18 protein-coding genes are annotated in these 16,156 nt (G+C 63.2%); 10 read left to right on the top strand and 8 right to left on the bottom strand.

The window, feature by feature from the left end; genetic code table 11:
• Positions 1-186 precede the first annotated feature (186 nt).
• The 6 genes from ACK2VC_RS13445 to ACK2VC_RS13420 all read right to left on the bottom strand — a co-directional run bounded on the left by ACK2VC_RS13445 (position 187) and on the right by ACK2VC_RS13420 (position 4,555).
• The gene (locus tag ACK2VC_RS13445; RefSeq protein WP_486730869.1) at positions 187-345 is read right to left on the bottom strand and encodes a hypothetical protein; all 159 of its coding nucleotides are present in this window, start codon (positions 343-345) and stop codon (positions 187-189) included.
• 13 nt (positions 346-358) lie between these two features.
• Entirely contained in the window at positions 359-1,333 is a 975-nt protein-coding gene (locus ACK2VC_RS13440; RefSeq protein WP_486730868.1) for a quinone oxidoreductase family protein, read from the bottom strand.
• Between the two features lie 56 nt (positions 1,334-1,389).
• Complete coding sequence (locus tag ACK2VC_RS13435; protein ID WP_486730867.1) at positions 1,390-2,166, bottom strand: SDR family NAD(P)-dependent oxidoreductase; 777 nt, start codon at positions 2,164-2,166, stop codon at positions 1,390-1,392.
• A gap of 21 nt (positions 2,167-2,187) precedes the next feature.
• Positions 2,188-3,099: a DMT family transporter gene (locus ACK2VC_RS13430; RefSeq protein WP_486730866.1), complete on the bottom strand. Its 912-nt coding sequence runs from the start codon at positions 3,097-3,099 to the stop codon at positions 2,188-2,190.
• Between the two features lie 88 nt (positions 3,100-3,187).
• Positions 3,188-3,826, bottom strand: a complete 639-nt coding sequence (ribA, locus tag ACK2VC_RS13425) for a GTP cyclohydrolase II (protein WP_486730865.1) — start codon at positions 3,824-3,826, stop codon at positions 3,188-3,190.
• Between the two features lie 114 nt (positions 3,827-3,940).
• The gene (locus ACK2VC_RS13420) at positions 3,941-4,555 is read right to left on the bottom strand and encodes an FMN-dependent NADH-azoreductase (protein WP_486730864.1); all 615 of its coding nucleotides are present in this window, start codon (positions 4,553-4,555) and stop codon (positions 3,941-3,943) included.
• A 101-nt stretch (positions 4,556-4,656) separates the two neighbouring features.
• Between ACK2VC_RS13420 and ACK2VC_RS13415 the strand changes: the two genes are divergently transcribed.
• Positions 4,657-5,568: a LysR family transcriptional regulator gene (locus ACK2VC_RS13415; RefSeq protein WP_486730863.1), complete on the top strand. Its 912-nt coding sequence runs from the start codon at positions 4,657-4,659 to the stop codon at positions 5,566-5,568.
• A 403-nt stretch (positions 5,569-5,971) separates the two neighbouring features.
• Here the strand turns inward: ACK2VC_RS13415 and ACK2VC_RS13410 are convergent, their stop codons facing one another.
• On the bottom strand, positions 5,972-7,492 hold the full coding sequence (locus ACK2VC_RS13410; protein ID WP_486730862.1) for a helicase HerA-like C-terminal domain-containing protein: 1,521 nt from the start codon (positions 7,490-7,492) through the stop codon (positions 5,972-5,974).
• Positions 7,493-7,585: 93 nt separating this feature from the next.
• On the opposite strand from ACK2VC_RS13410, the gene ACK2VC_RS13405 reads away from it, so the two are divergent.
• From ACK2VC_RS13405 to ACK2VC_RS13365, 9 genes are all read left to right on the top strand, one after another.
• On the top strand, positions 7,586-8,311 hold the full coding sequence (locus ACK2VC_RS13405; RefSeq protein ID WP_486730860.1) for a YebC/PmpR family DNA-binding transcriptional regulator: 726 nt from the start codon (positions 7,586-7,588) through the stop codon (positions 8,309-8,311).
• Positions 8,312-8,369: 58 nt separating this feature from the next.
• Positions 8,370-9,641, top strand: a complete 1,272-nt coding sequence (gene purD, locus ACK2VC_RS13400; protein ID WP_486730859.1) for a phosphoribosylamine--glycine ligase — start codon at positions 8,370-8,372, stop codon at positions 9,639-9,641.
• An 88-nt stretch (positions 9,642-9,729) separates the two neighbouring features.
• Positions 9,730-10,650, top strand: coding sequence for an oxygen-dependent coproporphyrinogen oxidase (gene hemF / locus ACK2VC_RS13395; protein WP_486730858.1), 921 nt, complete (start codon positions 9,730-9,732; stop codon positions 10,648-10,650).
• Positions 10,651-10,711: 61 nt separating this feature from the next.
• Entirely contained in the window at positions 10,712-11,320 is a 609-nt protein-coding gene (gene nadD / locus ACK2VC_RS13390; protein ID WP_486730857.1) for a nicotinate (nicotinamide) nucleotide adenylyltransferase, read from the top strand.
• Positions 11,321-11,989 (top strand): ribosome silencing factor, encoded by a 669-nt coding sequence (rsfS, locus tag ACK2VC_RS13385; RefSeq protein ID WP_486730856.1) that lies wholly within the window; start codon positions 11,321-11,323, stop codon positions 11,987-11,989.
• Positions 11,990-12,024: 35 nt separating this feature from the next.
• Complete coding sequence (gene rlmH, locus ACK2VC_RS13380; RefSeq protein WP_486730854.1) at positions 12,025-12,495, top strand: 23S rRNA (pseudouridine(1915)-N(3))-methyltransferase RlmH; 471 nt, start codon at positions 12,025-12,027, stop codon at positions 12,493-12,495.
• Between the two features lie 6 nt (positions 12,496-12,501).
• Positions 12,502-13,122 (top strand): Maf family protein, encoded by a 621-nt coding sequence (locus ACK2VC_RS13375; protein WP_486730853.1) that lies wholly within the window; start codon positions 12,502-12,504, stop codon positions 13,120-13,122.
• Positions 13,119-14,579, top strand: a complete 1,461-nt coding sequence (gene rng, locus ACK2VC_RS13370; RefSeq protein WP_486730852.1) for a ribonuclease G — start codon at positions 13,119-13,121, stop codon at positions 14,577-14,579. The genes ACK2VC_RS13375 and rng overlap by 4 nt, the downstream gene beginning before the upstream one ends.
• A gap of 190 nt (positions 14,580-14,769) precedes the next feature.
• Positions 14,770-15,099, top strand: a complete 330-nt coding sequence (locus ACK2VC_RS13365) for a hypothetical protein (RefSeq protein WP_486730851.1) — start codon at positions 14,770-14,772, stop codon at positions 15,097-15,099.
• A gap of 85 nt (positions 15,100-15,184) precedes the next feature.
• Here the strand turns inward: ACK2VC_RS13365 and hutC are convergent, their stop codons facing one another.
• The gene (gene hutC, locus ACK2VC_RS13360) at positions 15,185-15,898 is read right to left on the bottom strand and encodes a histidine utilization transcriptional repressor HutC (RefSeq protein ID WP_486733242.1); all 714 of its coding nucleotides are present in this window, start codon (positions 15,896-15,898) and stop codon (positions 15,185-15,187) included.
• Between the last annotated feature and the right edge of the window lie 258 nt (positions 15,899-16,156).

The raw sequence follows: 16,156 nt of genomic DNA, 5'->3' as shown, positions 1-16,156 counted from the left end.
GAAGAACGCTTATGGTAATCGAACTATTGCCGTCCAGATACCAAAAAAACGCCGCGCGACACCTGCACCGGCCACCACGCGCGCCCCGCCCTTCCGCCCGGATTCAGGGGTATATTGAAAACACAACCAGATTACTGGCGGATTCATTACCCCATAGCTTGAGTATATGGAGAGGGAGGGCCGCGCTCAGGAATACAGCGCTTGCGAGGCGTAGGTAATCACGCCCACCAGCAGCACCACCAGGATCAGCACCAGCAGCAGGCGGCCGAATTTCGGCGTGCCATCGCTGCCGGACGCTTGCTCGTCGGGGTGCTGCATGTCGGACGAAGTTCGCTGGTCTTTCATCGGTCGCTCCGGGTCAGGGAATCAGGATGGTCGAGCCGGTGGTCTTGCGCGCTTCCAGGTCACGGTGCGCCTGCGCCACGTCCTGCAGGGGATAGCGCTGGTTGATCTCGATCTTGACCTTGCCGCTTTCCACCATGCCGAACAAATCAGCCGCCATGCGCTCCAGGTCGGCGCGCTGGGCGATATGGGTAAACAGCGTCGGCCGCGTAACGTACAGCGAGCCACGCGACGCCAGTTCATACAGGCCGAACGGCGGCACGGGGCCGGAGGCGCTGCCGAAGGAGACCAGCATGCCGAACGGCGCCAGGCAATCCAGCGAGCCGGTGAAGGTGTCCTTGCCGATCGAGTCGTACACCACCGGCACGCCCTTGCCGCCGGTGATTTCCTTGACCCGCTCGACGAAATTTTCCCTGTTGTAGTTGATGGTGTGGGCGCAGCCGTGGGCCTTGGCCAGCGCCGCCTTTTCATCGGAACCGACGGTACCGATCATCGTCACGCCTAGCGCCCTGGCCCACTGGCAGGCGATCAGGCCGACGCCGCCGGCCGCGGCGTGAAACAGGATGGTTTCGCCACCCTGCAACGGAAAGGTGCGGCGGAACAGGTATTGCACGGTCAGCCCCTGCAGCATCATCGCCGCCGCAGTATCGAAGCCGATCGCGTCCGGAAGCCGGACCAGCATCGCCGCCGGCATCACGCGCGCCTCGGCGTAGGCGCCCGGCGGACGGCTGGCATAGGCGACGCGGTCGCCCGGCTGCACGTGGCTGACGCCGGCACCCACCGCTTCCACCACGCCGGCGCCTTCCATGCCCAGCCCGCCCGGCAGCGGCTGCGGATACTCGCCGGTGCGGAAGTAGACGTCGATGTAATTCAGGCCGCAGGCGGCGTGCCGCACGCGCGCCTCGCCGGGGCCGGGTTCGCCGACTTCAACCTCGACGTACTCCATTACTTCCGGGCCGCCGGTACGGAACATCCTGATTGCTTTGGTCATGGTTTTTTCCTTTCAAGGCACTGAAGTCGAATCGGAATACCGCTAAAAAATATTGGTTAGAAGGTGCCGGGGTAGGCGCCGCCGTCGAGCAGCAGATTCTGCCCGGTCAGATAGCCGGCGTGGCTGCTGCAGATGAAGGCGCAGAAGGCGCCGAACTCCGCGGCGCTGCCGAAGCGCCCAGCCGGCGTTTGCGCGAGGCGCGCGGCGCGCACTTCCTGCAGCGTCTTGCCGCTGCTCCTGGCGCCGGCCGCCAGCGTTGCCGCCAGCCGCTCGGTCTCGAAGGCGCCGGGCAGCAGGTTGTTGATGGTGACGTTGTGCCGCACCGTCTGCCGCGCCAGGCCGGCGACGAAGCCGGTCAGCCCCGACCTGGCGCCGTTCGACAGGCCGAGGATGTCAATCGGCGCCTTCACCGCGCCCGAGGTGATGTTGACGATGCGGCCGAAGCGGCGTTCGATCATGCCGTCGACGGTGGCCTTGATCAGCTCGATCGGGGTCAGCATGTTGGCGTCCAGCGCTGCCAGCCACTCGGCGCGTCCCCAGTTGCGGAAGTCGCCGGGCGGCGGGCCGCCGGCATTGGTCACCAGGATGTCCGGCTGCGGGCAGGCCGCCAGCGCCAGCGCGCGCCCTTCTGCGGTCGTGATGTCGGCCGCCACCGCGGTTACCATGCCGCCGCTGCTACGGATTTCAGCCGCCGCCGCCTGCAGCGCATCGGCATGGCGGGCGACGATCGTCACCACGACCCCTTCTGCCGCCAGCGCCTCGGCGCAAGCGCGCCCGAGCCCCTTGCTGGCGCCGCACACCAGCGCCCGTTTGCCTGCAATCCCGAAATCCATGCCCACTCCCCGTATGAATGACTACCTGCGCTTCTTCGACAGCAGGTAGATGCCGAACAACACCAGCGCGGTACCCAGCAACTGGATGCCGGTGACCGGCTCGCCCAGGATCAGCGCCGCCAGGAACAGCGTCGACACCGGACCCACCATGCCGGCCTGCGAGGCGCTGGTGGCGCCGATGCGCTCCACCGCCAGCATCGTCATGTACACCGGCAGCACCGTGCAGAAGATCGCGTTGATGATCGAGTACCAGTATACCGGCGCCGGCTGGATCAGCATCGATGCCGGCCGCAGCAGGAAAAACTGGCCGATGCAGCAGACGCTGGAAACGCACATCGCATACGCCACCAGCCGCATGCTGCCGACGCGGCGCACCAGCTCGCCGGAGAACAGCAGGTACAGCGCGTATGAAATGGCCGAAGCCAGTACCAGCGCGCTGCCGAGGCCGACATCCTCGCCGCCGATCTGGACGTCGTGCAGGAACACCAGCACCGTACCGAGGTAGGAAGTCAGCAGCGCGGCCCATTCGAAGGGGCCGATCTTCTTCTTGTAGAACAGCACCGAAATCAGCAGCACGAAGGACGGCGTCAGGAACAGGATCAGCCGCTCCAGCCCGGCCGTGATGTATTGCAGACCGAGAAAATCGAGAAAACTCGACAGGTAGTAACCGATCACGCCCAGCACCACCAGTTGCAGCCGGTCGGCGTTCGACAGCGGCGCCCCGATCCGCATCTGCCAGAACGCCACTGCGGCGAAGACCGGGAACGAAAACATCATGCGAAAGCCGATTACCGTGACCGCATCGATGTGGTAGCGGTACAGCAGTTTGGCCACGATGGCCTTGAAGGAGAACAGGATGGCGCCGCAAATGGCAATCGCGAGGCCGCCCAGGAACGTCTTGCGGGCGGCGGAATGGGAGGGGGTTGCCGTCATGCCGGAATTGTAAGTGCTGGGAGTGAATCGCACCGGGCGGCGAAAACCTCCGGCTTCTGCGGCGTCCGGTCCGCAGTGCGCCGCGGCCTCACTCAGACGGAAACAAATGTCCCAGCTTGTCAGCCTTGGTGGACAGGTAGCGCGCATTGTGCGGGTTGCGCTTGATGACCAGCGGCAGCCGCTCGACCACCTCGACGCCGAGCTGGCGCATGGCGTCGACCTTGCGCGGGTTATTGGTCATCAGCCGCAGCGAGCGGATGCCCAGGTGGCGCAGGATCGGCTGGCAAAAATGGTAATTGCGCTGATCCGGCAGGAAACCGAGTTCGACATTGGCTTCCACCGTATCGGCGCCGGCGTCCTGCAAGCGGTAGGCCTGCAGCTTGGCCAAGAGGCCGATGCCGCGCCCTTCCTGGCGCAGATACAGCAGCACGCCGCGCCGTTCGGCGGCGATCTTCCGCAGCGCGGCCTCCAGTTGCGGGCCGCAATCGCAGCGCTGCGAAAACAGCGCGTCGCCGGTCAGGCATTCGGAATGGATGCGCGCCAGCACCGGCGCGCCGTCGCCGACGTCGCCCAGCGTCAGCGCCAGATGCTCCTTGCCGCTGGCCGGGTCGAGAAACGCGTGCAGGCGAAACGTCGCCCACGGCGTCGGCAGGTCGCAACTGGTGACGTACTGCAGGGTGTCCGGCTCGACGGCTGCGGTGGAATCGGCGTTCGGGTTCAAGGGCATGAAAAATCTCGGCAATACGGGCAGGCGGTGGCAAAAACGCATACGAAATGTACAAGCGGCATGGGCGGAAACTCCGCCCATGCCGCATTTTACGGCCAACCGGCTGCGAGCAGTTCAGGCCGCGGCCAATTCAATGATCGCATCCCGCGTCTGGCTCAGCGCGGCGCCGACCGCATCCTCGCCCAAGGCCACGCCTTCGGTATGGACGAAGGTGATGTCGGACAGGCCGATGAAGCCGAGCACCGCGCGCAGATAGGTTTCATGGAAATCCATCGCCTTGCCCGGGCCTGAGCTATAGACGCCGCCGCGCGAGGTAAACACATACACTTTCTTCCCGGTGACCAGGCCGACCGGGCCAGCTTCGGTATATTTGAAGGTCAGGCCGGCGCGCGCGACATGGTCGATCCATGCCTTCAGGCCGGAGCTGATCGAAAAGTTGTACATCGGCGCGCCGATCACGATGACGTCGGCGGCGAACAGTTCGGCGATCAGTTGCTCCGACAGTTGCGCGGCCTGGTTCTGCTCCGGCGTACGGTTGGCGGCCGGGGTGAAGAAGGCGCCCAGCAATTCCTCGTCCAGGTGCGGCACCGGCTGCGTCGCCAGGTCGCGTTCGACGATGGTGTCGGCCGGGTGGCTCGCGCGCCACTGGTCGAGGAATTCGGCGCTCAACTGGCGCGACAAAGAGCCCTCGGTACGGACGCTGCTATTGATGTGAAGAACATTGGCCATGATCGTTTCCTTTCATTCGAGATCGGTTGAGGAAATGATAGGCTGCGATTAATATCGACGGAAGCCACATTATTTAACTTGATAGCATCCATTAAATCGATATGAGAGATCCCGGAAACCCGACGCTGGACCAGTTACGCGTGTTCGTCGCCGTCGTCGACGCCGGCAGCTTTTCGCGCGCGGCGCGCCAGTTGCACCGCACGCAATCGGTGGTCAGCTACACCATCGCCAACCTCGAAGCGCAGTTGAACGTAGCCTTGTTCGACCGCGGCAAGCGCAAGCCGGAACTGACCGAAGCCGGCAAGATGTTGCTGGCCGATGCCCGCACCGTGGCGCTGAAGGTGGACGCGATGCGCGCCCGCGCCAAGAGCCTGGCGGAGGGGCTGGAAGCGGAAGTGGCGCTGGCGGTCGACGTGATGTTTCCGGCCTGCACGCTAGTGCGGATTCTCGATGCGTTTCAGCAACAATTCCCGACCGTCGCCCTGCGGCTGCGCATCGAGGCGCTGGGCGGCGTCCTGCAACTGGTGCTGGACCGGAGTTGCGGCATCGGCGTCAGCGGCTGGATCGTCGAAACGCCGGACGCCATCGAACGCCAGCAAATTGGCCACGTGCTGCTGATCCCGGTGGCGGCCCCCGGCCACCCGCTGGCGCAATATGCCGGCCCGATTCCAACCACGGTGCTGCGCGAACAGACGCAACTGGTGCTGACCGACCGCACCGCGCTGACTGCCGACCGCGACTTCGGCGTCTATGCCGTGCGCGACTGGCGCCTGGGCGACCTCGGCGCCAAGCACGCGCTGCTGCGCGCCGGCCTCGGCTGGGGCAACATGCCGGAACCGCTGGTACGCGAAGACTTGGCCAGCGGCCATCTGGTGCGGTTGCGGCTCGCCGAACAAACCGAAACGCCGTTCCCGCTGTACCTGATCCAGCGCACCGACTCCGCGCCGGGCGAAGCCAGCCGCTGGCTGATGCAGCAATTCGCCGACCGGCCGCCGGAGTCGGCGTTTGAATAAGGAAAGCGTCGGAAGGCGCTTTTGAAGTTGCCGTTGTTTTTGACGTGCCCCCGCTTGGACGCTGCCGTTTGCGCGGATTGGAAAATGGATCAGAAACGAAACATGTTTGAGCGCAGCGAGTTGGTTTCGTTTCCCGTTTTCCAATCCGCGCAAACGGGAAGCCGCAGGCCAGCGTCTTGCGGTCGCCTTTCTTTGCTTACTTTCTTTGGCGAGACAAAGAAAGTAAGTAGCCGCCGGGCTACCCCCGGCTAGTCACCACACAGTAGCGACCGCATCACTTAACTACAAACGGCACTGGGTTCCCGCCTACGCGGGAACGACAAAAATGAGAGTATGTTATATTTTTACAATATTTACGCCCGAGATAGGCACTACATGATGGGAGTATATTATCCCCTTACCCCTACTTCTTTTTCAACAACGACCCCAACACCCCCCGAATAATCTCCCTCCCCACCGTCGACCCCATCGTCCGCGCCGCCGACTTCACCATCGCCTCCACCACCGTATCCTTGCGCCGCGCAATCCCGGAACCGCCAAACAATCCGCCCAGCATGTCGCCAAACCCGCCGCCCGATTCGGCGCCCGCCGATCCGTTCGCCGACGCCTTGGCCGCGCCACCATTGCCGGGCGCCGGCTGGGTTGCCGCCACCCGCCCGCTCAGCTTTTCGTATGCGGAATCGCGATCGATGGTCTTTTCGTAAACGCCAGCCACCACCGAACCGGCGATGATGGCGCTGCGCTCGGCATCGGTGATCGGCCCGATCTGCGACGCCGGCGGCAGGATGAAGGCGCGTTCGACCACGTTGGGCCGCCCTTTTTCATCCAGGAACGACACCAGCGCCTCGCCCACCCCGAGCTCCATGATCGCGCTCGCAGTATCCAGCTTCGGATTGGCGCGGAAGGTTTCGGCCGCCGCCTGCACCGCCTTCTGGTCGCGCGGCGTGTAGGCGCGCAAAGCGTGCTGCACGCGATTGCCGAGCTGGCCCAGCACGGTGTCGGGAATATCGAGCGGATTTTGGGTGACGAAATACACGCCGACACCCTTCGAGCGCACCAGCCGCACCACCTGTTCGATCTTCTGCAGCAATTGCTTCGGCGCCTCGTCGAACAGCAGGTGCGCCTCGTCGAAAAAAAACGCCAGCTTCGGCTGGTCCGGATCGCCCACTTCCGGCAGGCGCTCGAACAGTTCGGACAGCAGCCACAAGAGGAAGGTCGAATACAGCTTGGGCGCATTCAGCAGGCGGTCGGCCGCCAGAATATTGATCACGCCCTGCCCGCTGCCGTCGGTCTGCATGAAATCGTCGATGTTCAGCATCGGCTCACCGAAGAATTTGTCGCCGCCCTGCTGCTCGATATTGATCAGGCCGCGCTGGATCGCGCCGATGCTGGCGGCCGAGATATTGCCGTACTGCGTACGGTAGTCGGCCGCACTATCGCCGACCGCTTGCAGCATCGCCCGCAAATCCTTGGTATCGAGCAGCAGCAAGCCGTGGTCGTCGGCGATCTTGAACACCAGTTGCAGCACCCCTTCCTGGGTTTCGTTCAGATTCAGCATGCGCGAGAGCAACAGTGGCCCGAGGTCCGAGATCGTGGCGCGCACCGGATGCCCCTTTTCGCCGTAGACATCCCAGAACGTCACCGGGCAACCAGCCCAGGCCGGTTCCGGTAGCCCCAGGGAATCCAGCCGCGCTTTCAGCTTCGGATTCGGGGCGCCGGCCTTGGCAATGCCGGACAGGTCGCCCTTGACGTCGGCCATGAACACCGGCACGCCAATTCCCGACAGCGCCTGCGCCAGCACCTGCAGGGTCACCGTCTTGCCGGTGCCGGTGGCGCCGGTAATGCAGCCGTGGCGATTTGCCAGCGCCGGCAGGATGGCCAGTTCATGCTCCTGGTTTTTCGCGATCAGCATTGGATTTGCCATGATTGGAAGCCGTTTCTGGAGGGATTTGAGGGGGTGGCGATATGTTAAAATTGCCCGCTTGATTATAGCGAACCCGCAGACGGAAGACTCATCATGGCTGGACACAGTAAATGGGCCAACATCAAGCATAAGAAGGCTGCGACCGACGCCAAGCGCGGCAAAATCTGGACCCGCCTGATCAAGGAAATCACGGTCGGCACCCGTATGGGCGGCGGCGACATCGCCACCAACCCGCGCCTGCGGCTGGCGGTGGAAAAAGCGGCCGACGCCAACATGCCGAAAGAAAATGTTGCGCGCGCGATCGCGCGCGGCACCGGCAGCCTGGAAGGCGCGACCTATGAGGAAGTGCGCTACGAAGGCTACGGCATCAACGGCGCGGCGGTAATCGTCGAGTGCATGACCGACAACCGGGTGCGCACCGTGGCCGAAGTGCGCCACGCATTCTCCAAGTTCGGCGGCAACATGGGCAGCGAAGGCTCGGTAGCTTTCCTGTTCAAGCATTGCGGCCAACTGTTCTTCGCGCCTGGGACCAACGAGGATGCGCTGATGGAAGCAGCGCTGGAGGCCGGCGCCGAAGACGTGATCGCCGACGACGAAGGCGGCTTTGAAGTGATTTGTTCACCGCACGATTTCGCCACGATCAAGGAAACCCTGGAAAAAGCCGGCTTCAAGGCCGAGATGGCGGAAATCGTGATGAAGCCGGCGACTGAAATCGCATTTTCCGGCGATGACGCGCTGAAAATGCAGAAACTGCTGGATGCGCTGGAAAACCTGGACGACGTGCAAGAGGTTTTCACCAACGCCGTCATCAACGACTAATCCCCGGCGCCGCCGTGGCCAAAGCCAGCGCGGCGCCCAACCCATCTCGATACTTTTCATGAAAATTCTGGTCATCGGCTCAGGCGGTCGCGAACACGCGCTAGCCTGGAAAATCGCCCAGTCCGAGCGGGTACAGACGGTATTTGTCGCCCCCGGCAACGGCGGTACCGCGCTTGACACACGGATGCAGAACATCGCGCTGACCGAGCCGGCGGCGCTGGCCGATTTCGCCGCGCAGGAACAGATCGAACTGACCGTGGTCGGCCCGGAGACGCCGCTGGCGGCTGGTATCGTCAACCTGTTTCGCGAACGCGGCCTGAAGATTTTCGGCCCGACGCGGGAGGCGGCGCAACTGGAAAGCTCGAAGGACTTCGCCAAGGCCTTCATGCAGCGCCACGGCATTCCGACCGCGCGCTACCAGACCTTCACCGACAGCCGCGCCGCGCACGACTATATCGACGCCCAGGGTGCGCCGATAGTGATCAAGGCCGACGGCCTGGCGGCCGGCAAGGGCGTGGTGGTGGCGCTGAGCCTCGACGAAGCGCATGCTGCGGTTGACATGATGCTGTCCGACAACAAATTGGGCGACGCCGGCGCGCGCGTGGTGGTCGAGGAATTCCTGACCGGCGAGGAAGCCAGCTTCATCGTCATGGTGGACGGCCGCAACATCCTGGCGCTGGCCACCAGCCAGGATCACAAGCGCCTGAAGAACAACGACGAGGGGCCGAACACCGGCGGCATGGGCGCCTATTCGCCGGCGCCGATCGTGACACCAGCGCTGCACGCGCGTGTCATGCGCGAAATCATCGACCCCACCGTGCGCGGCATGGCCAGCGACGGTATTGCGTTTACCGGCTTTTTGTACGCCGGCCTGATGATCGACGAGCAGGGCAACCCGAAGACGCTGGAATTCAACTGCCGCATGGGCGACCCGGAGACGCAGCCGATCCTGGCGCGCCTGAAAACCGATCTCGCCGACGTGCTGGAACACGCGGTGAATGGCACGCTGGATCAGGTCGAACTGGAATGGGACCGGCGCACCGCGCTGGGCGTGGTGATGGCAGCCGCCGGCTATCCAGATGCACCAAAAAAAGGCGACGTGATTTCCGGCATCCCGGCCGAAAGCGCCGACTGCGTCACCTTCCATGCCGGCACCGCGCTGGCCGACGGCAAGCTGGTCACCGCCGGCGGCCGCGTGCTGTGCGTGGTCGGACTGGGCGACAGCGTCAGGATGGCGCAGAATCGCGCCTATGCCACGGCCGACATGATCCATTTCGATGGCGTCCAATACCGGCGCGACATCGGCTGGCGGGCCCTGAAGCGGCACTAACCCCGGCTGCCCGCGGATGATGCCGGCAGGCACGATCCGCAGGCTACAATTCCCTCGTCCCCTCTCGCCCTTGACCCCATAGAACGCCATGCCCGCCTCCCCCAACCCCGCAGCCGTTAAAGCCTGGTTACTGGAATTGCACGCCCGCATCGTCGCTGGACTGGAAGAGGTCGACGGCAAGCCGTTTTCCAGCGACGCCTGGCAACGCCCGGAAGGCGGCGGCGGCATTTCGCGCCTGTTGGAGGAAGGCCATGTGTTCGAGCGCGGCGGCGTCGGTTTTTCGCACGTTCTGGGCAGCAGCTTGCCACCCTCGGCCGCCGCCAACCGGCCGGAGATCGCCGGCCGCACGTGGCAGGCGATGGGCGTGTCGCTGGTGCTGCATCCGCGTAACCCATATGCGCCGACGGTGCACATGAACGTGCGCTTTTTCACGGCACATGCCGAAGGCCAGGAACCGGTCTGGTGGTTTGGCGGCGGCATGGACCTGACGCCATACTACGGTTTCGTCGAAGACGCGGTACATTTCCATCACACTTGCGATGCCGCGCTGACCCCCTTCGGCGCCGACCTCTACCCCGGCTTCAAGCAGTGGTGCGACGAGTATTTTTACCTGAAGCACCGGAAGGAAGCACGCGGCATCGGCGGCATCTTCTTCGACGACTTCAACCGCCTCGGCTTCGAGCGCAGCTTCGCCATGACCCAAAGCGTCGGCGACCATTTTCTGGATGCCTACCTGCCGATCCTGCGCCGCCGCAAGGATGCTGCCTACGGCGAGCGCGAACGCGATTTCCAGGCTTACCGGCGTGGCCGCTATGTCGAGTTCAACCTGGTCTACGACCGCGGCACCCTGTTCGGGCTGCAGTCGGGCGGGCGCACCGAGTCAATCCTGATGTCGCTGCCGCCGGTCGTCAAATGGCGCTACGACTGGCAACCACCGGCCGGCAGTGCCGAGGCGCTGCTGTATTCCGATTTCCTGCCGCCGCGCGACTGGATCCAGAGTGCGGCCTGAAGTTCGGCTTCAACCCGGGCGCAGGCCTTGTATTGCGCTGCTGGGCGGCAGTTTCGATCCCGTGCATAACGGCCACGTGGCGCTCGCCGAGTACTTCGTCAAGCTGTTCGCGCCTGACCTGTTGCGCATCATCCCGGCCGGCAACCCCTGGCAAAAACACGGATTGCAGGCCTCGGCCGCGCACCGCGTTGAAATGGTGCGGCGCGCCTTCGACCGCCAGGCCGTGCCGGTCCTGATCGACACCCAGGAAATCGAACGAGCCGGCGCTACCTACACCATCGACACCCTGCGCGCGGTGCGCGCCGAGTTGGGCCCGGAAGTCTGCCTGCTGTTCCTGATGGGCGCGGATCAATTGCAGCAACTGGATACCTGGCAGGGCTGGCGCGAGTTGTTCGATTACGCCCATCTGTGCGCGGCTTCCCGTCCCGGCTTCGCGGTCGATGCGGCGCAAGTGCCGGCCGCGGTCGCCGCCGAATTCGCCCGCCGCCGCGCAAGCCCGGAGCAGATTCGCGGCGCCGCCCACGGGCTGGCGTATCTGGCCCCCAACCTGGCGGTGGACATCTCCTCCACCGCCATCCGCACCGCCCTGCAACACGGCGAGCGGCCAACATTACTGGTGCCGGACACAGTGCTAGACTATATTCAACAACATTACCTCTATCGAAACTAAATGGACATCAAAAAACTGCAAAGCACCGTCGTCGCCGCGCTGGAAGACATCAAGGCGCAAGACATTCGCGTGTACGACACCGTCCATCTGACCAGCCTGTTCGACCGCATCGCGATCGCTTCCGGCACCTCGAATCGGCAAACCAAGGCGCTGGCCGCGTCGGTGCGTGACAAGGTCAAGGAACAGGGCGGTGCCGTCCTCAGCGTTGAAGGCGAAGACACCGGGGAATGGGTGCTGGTCGATCTGGGCGACATGATCGTCCACATCATGCAGCCGGCGATCCGCGAGTACTACCGGCTGGAAGAAATCTGGGGCGACAAGGAAGTCAAGCTGGGCGCTGCCAAGCGGCTCGCCAAGCGCAGCGCGGCGCCCGATGGCGCGGCGCCGAAGAAAGCGGGCCGGCATTTGACCGTCACCCAGACTGCGAGCGACGAAGCACCGAAGAAGCGGGTCGCCAAAAAACCGGCGGCCGACAGCGGCGAAGTGGCACCGCGCGCCAGGAAAGCTGTGCCGAAAGCCCCTGCGGCCAAGAAAGCGGCGCCCAAAACCCCCGCCGCCAAAAAACCCGCGGCCGGCAAGAGCGCCGCGGCCAGCACCGGAAGCGCGGCGGGCGCAGCAAAAAAAACACCGGCCAAGCGCGCGCCGGCCAAAGCCAAGCCCACCGAATAAATGCGCTGGTCGGCAACACGCCCCCGAACCTGGCCATGCAACTGATCATCGCCGCCGTCGGCCACCGGATGCCGGCCTGGATTGAAGCCGGCTTCGATGAATACGCGAAGCGCATGCCGCCCGAAAGCCGGATTCACTTGAAGGAAATCAAGCCGATCGAACGCGCCGGCAGCAAGAACGCGGAAACCGTGATGCAGCAGGAACGCAACCGCATCGAGGCGGTGCTGCCCAAAGGCGCGCGTATCGTCGCCCTTGACGAGCGCGGGCGCGACCTCACCAGCATACAACTGGCCGAGTGCCTGGTGCGCTGGCAGCAGGATGGGCGTGATGTCGCCTTCGTAATCGGCGGCGCCGATGGCCTCGACCCCGGCTTCAAGGCCGGCGCCGATACGCTGTTGCGCATTTCCAGCCTGACCCTGCCGCACGGCATGGTGCGCGTGCTGCTGGCCGAACAACTGTACCGGGCCTGGTCGATCACGCACAACCATCCTTACCACCGGGCCTGAGCCGCCATGAAATCACCGTCAAACAAAATCTACCTGGCATCCAAGAGCCCACGCCGGCGCGAGCTGCTGCGTCAGATCGGGGTCGAGTTTTCGCTGCTGATGCTGCGCGAGCGGAGCGCACATGGCCCTGAAGTGACGGAAGCCGAGTTACCGGGTGAAGTTCCGGGGGATTATGTATGGCGCGTGGCCCGCGAAAAAGCGGTTTGCGCGCAACAGACGATGCTGCTGCGCACGCTGCCGATACATCCGATCCTGGCCGCCGACACCACCGTCGCCATCGACGGCAGGATACTCGGCAAGCCGGCCGGCCCGACCGAGGCGGCAGCGATGCTGCAAGCACTATCCGGACGCACGCACCAGGTTCTAACGTCGGTCTGCGTCTGCCATGAGCAGCAAATCTGGCAACTCACGCAAACTTCCGAAGTCGCCTTCTGCAACCTGTCGGAGGACACGATCAGGGCCTATTGCGCCAGCCCCGAGCCATACGACAAGGCGGGCGGCTACGGCATCCAGGGCCTGGCCGCAGTATTCGTTCAGGAAATTTCCGGCAGCTATTCCAGCATCATGGGCCTGCCGCTGTTCGAGACCGCACAATTACTACAACAGGCCGGAGTCCGCATCCTATGAGCGAAGACATCCTGATCAACGTCACGCCGCAGGAAACCCGGGTGGCGCTGATGCTGCAAGGCGCGGTGCAGGAACTGCACATCGAACGCACGCTGTCGCGCGGGCTGGCCGGCAACGTTTACCTGGGCAAGGTAGTGCGCGTGCTGCCCGGCATGCAGTCGGCCTTCATCGACATCGGCCTGGAACGCGCAGCATTCTTGCACGTGGCCGACATCTGGACCGCGCGCACGCACGACAGCTCGGCGCCGGCACTGCCGATCGAGAAACTGCTGTTCGATGGCCAGGCGCTGACGGTGCAGGTGATCAAGGACCCGATCGGCACCAAGGGTGCGCGGCTGTCGACCCAGATCTCGATCGCCGGCCGCATGCTGGTCTACCTGCCGCAGGATCCGCACATCGGCATTTCGCAGCGGATCGAGAATGAAGCCGGGCGCGAACAGCTCAAAAGCCGGGTGCAGCGCCTGCTTCCGGCCGAAGAAAAAGGCGGATTCATCATCCGCACCATGGCCGAAGATGCGTCCGACGCCGACCTGGAAATGGATATCGAATACCTGCGCAAGACCTGGGCCGCAGTCACCCAGCAAGCCAAGCAGAAGCCGGCGCCGACGCTGCTGTACCAGGACCTGAACCTGGCGCAGCGCGTGCTGCGCGACTTCGTCAGCGTCGAGACCGCCAGCATCCAGATCGATTCGCGTGAAAACTTCAACCGGCTGCAGGAGTTCGGCGCGCTGTATACGCCGTCGGTGCTGCCGCGACTGGTGCACTACACCGGCGAGCGCCCGCTGTTCGACCTGTACGGCGTCGAAGAAGAAATCCAGCGCGCGCTGGGGCGTCGTGTCGATCTCAAGTCCGGCGGCTACCTGATCGTCGACCAGACCGAGGCGATGACCACAGTCGACGTCAATACCGGCAGCTTCGTCACCGGCCGCAATTTCGACGACACCATCTTCAAGACCAACCTCGAGGCGGCGCATGCGATCGCGCGCCAACTGCGGCTGCGTAACCTGGGCGGCATCATCATCCTCGATTTCATCGACATGGAGAACGTCGAGCACCAGAATGCGGTGCTGACCGAATTGAACAAGGCGCTGGCGCGCGACCGCACCAAGATTTCCATCTCCGGCTTCTCTGCGCTGGGGCTGGTGGAAATGACGCGCAAGCGCACCCGCGAATCGCTGGCGCACATCCTGTGCGAACCCTGTCCGGCCTGCGCTGGCCGCGGCCAGGTGAAAACCGCGCGCACCATCTGCTACGAAATCCTGCGCGAACTGCTGCGCGAAGCCAAGCAGTTCAACCCGCGCGAATTCCGCATCCTTGCCTCGCAAGTGGTGGTCGACATGTTCCTCGAGGAAGAATCACAGCATCTGGCGATGCTGGGCGACTTCATCGGCAAGCCAATCTCGTTGCAGGTGGAGACGGTTTATCAGCAGGAACAATACGACATCATCTTGATATAAAACGGCGCAACGCCCTGCTGACTATCGTCGGAACTTAGCGTTTTCGCATCGCTCCAACTCCGTGCTGAACCAGTACGGGCACGTCCTTTATTCCTGCTTCAAGCGCCCCGCCGCGCACCTTGCCCGGAGTTGACTTCGGTTCAGTTCCGTCCGTTCATTCACGCAACAATGTTCGCAAAGGAATCTCACCATGATGCAAACCAACGAAATCAGGCAGCGTTTTGACCATATCGAACGCAGCATTCACCAGGCTGCGCAAGCGTGTGCGTCGGATAGCAGCGTTCCGAAGGATTTGAAGCAATGCGTGACGCAGCTCGATCAGGAATCCTCGAAGGCTAAGCAGGTCATGCAATCTCAGGATGAATCCCGGATTCGGCAGTGCATCGATCAAATGGAAGAATTGGGCGACCGCGCCAAGATGGCGTGCCAAAAGTCTGGCAACAATGTGAACGATGAATTGAAGAGCGCAGTGATGCAGGCGCATAGCGAATTGTCATCGCTGAAGCAGCAATTACATTAGGCATTCATCGTTTTGATGCGGGCGGCAATGCCGCCCTTCATGCACCTCGCCCAGGCCTAGGCGCCGAGCTCCTTCGATTGCTGCATCAGAAATTGCCGGCGAACTGATAGCGGTCGCCCGGGTGCCACATGGTGACGATGGACGCGATCTGGCCTTGCGACAGGGTTTTCCGGTGCAGGACCAGGCAGGGTTCGCCGGTGCGCATTTGCAGCATGGCCGCGATTTCGCCTGGCGCATTGAGCGCTTCGATGCGGTAACTCACACCTTGCAGCGGCCCCGCCACCATCAAGTACTCATTTGGTGTCAACGCCGAGAAATCCTGCTGCAGGTAATCCGGTGCAAACGACGAATTGACCCAGCGATCCTCGACCTGGATTGGAAGATTGTTGTCGTAGTGGACAATAATCGAGTGAAACAGCGGGTGACCGGCGCGAACCTCGAATTGACCAGTCAGCGGCTCGTGCGCTTTCTCGCGCTCCAGCAGATGCAGCTTGCTATGATGCCGGTGGCCCCGCGCACGCACCTCGTCGGCGATGCTCTTGAGCGCCACCAGCGTGGTCTGGTATTTCTGTTGCGCGACATAGGTGCCGGAACCCTGGACCCGTTTCAGTATCTGCTCCGCGGTCAGTTCACGCACGGCACGGTTGACCGTCATGCGTGACACGCCAAACTGACGCGCCAGCATGTGCTCGGACGGGATCGCCTCGCCTTCCTTCCAATGCCCGGCATGGATTTCCGCCAGCAGGTAATCCTTGATGCGCTGGTAAATCGGAATTTCGCCCTGTTCCGCTGCATCCAAATTTTCTGCCACACCCAAATCGCTCTCCTCCAGATATCGCCGCCAGCGCACTATTTACGGCGCAAAAATTCACGGAATACGGCCAGCCGACAACCCGCTTGCCAGCAAAAATTTTCTTTGCTAAAGTTGTATATACAGCTTATTATAAGCGAACAAGAACAATTAATCGCACCCGTTGTTTATTGGTTGTCGATCAGCATTTTACGCACCATGCGCGCTTGACGACCGGCCTCGATTTAACGGCCGGCCAGCTGGAGC

This window comes from Herbaspirillum sp. WTB6 (assembly GCF_057457785.1).
Note: the sequence above shows the minus strand (reverse complement) of the source record. Positions and strands in the feature narration are given on the sequence as shown.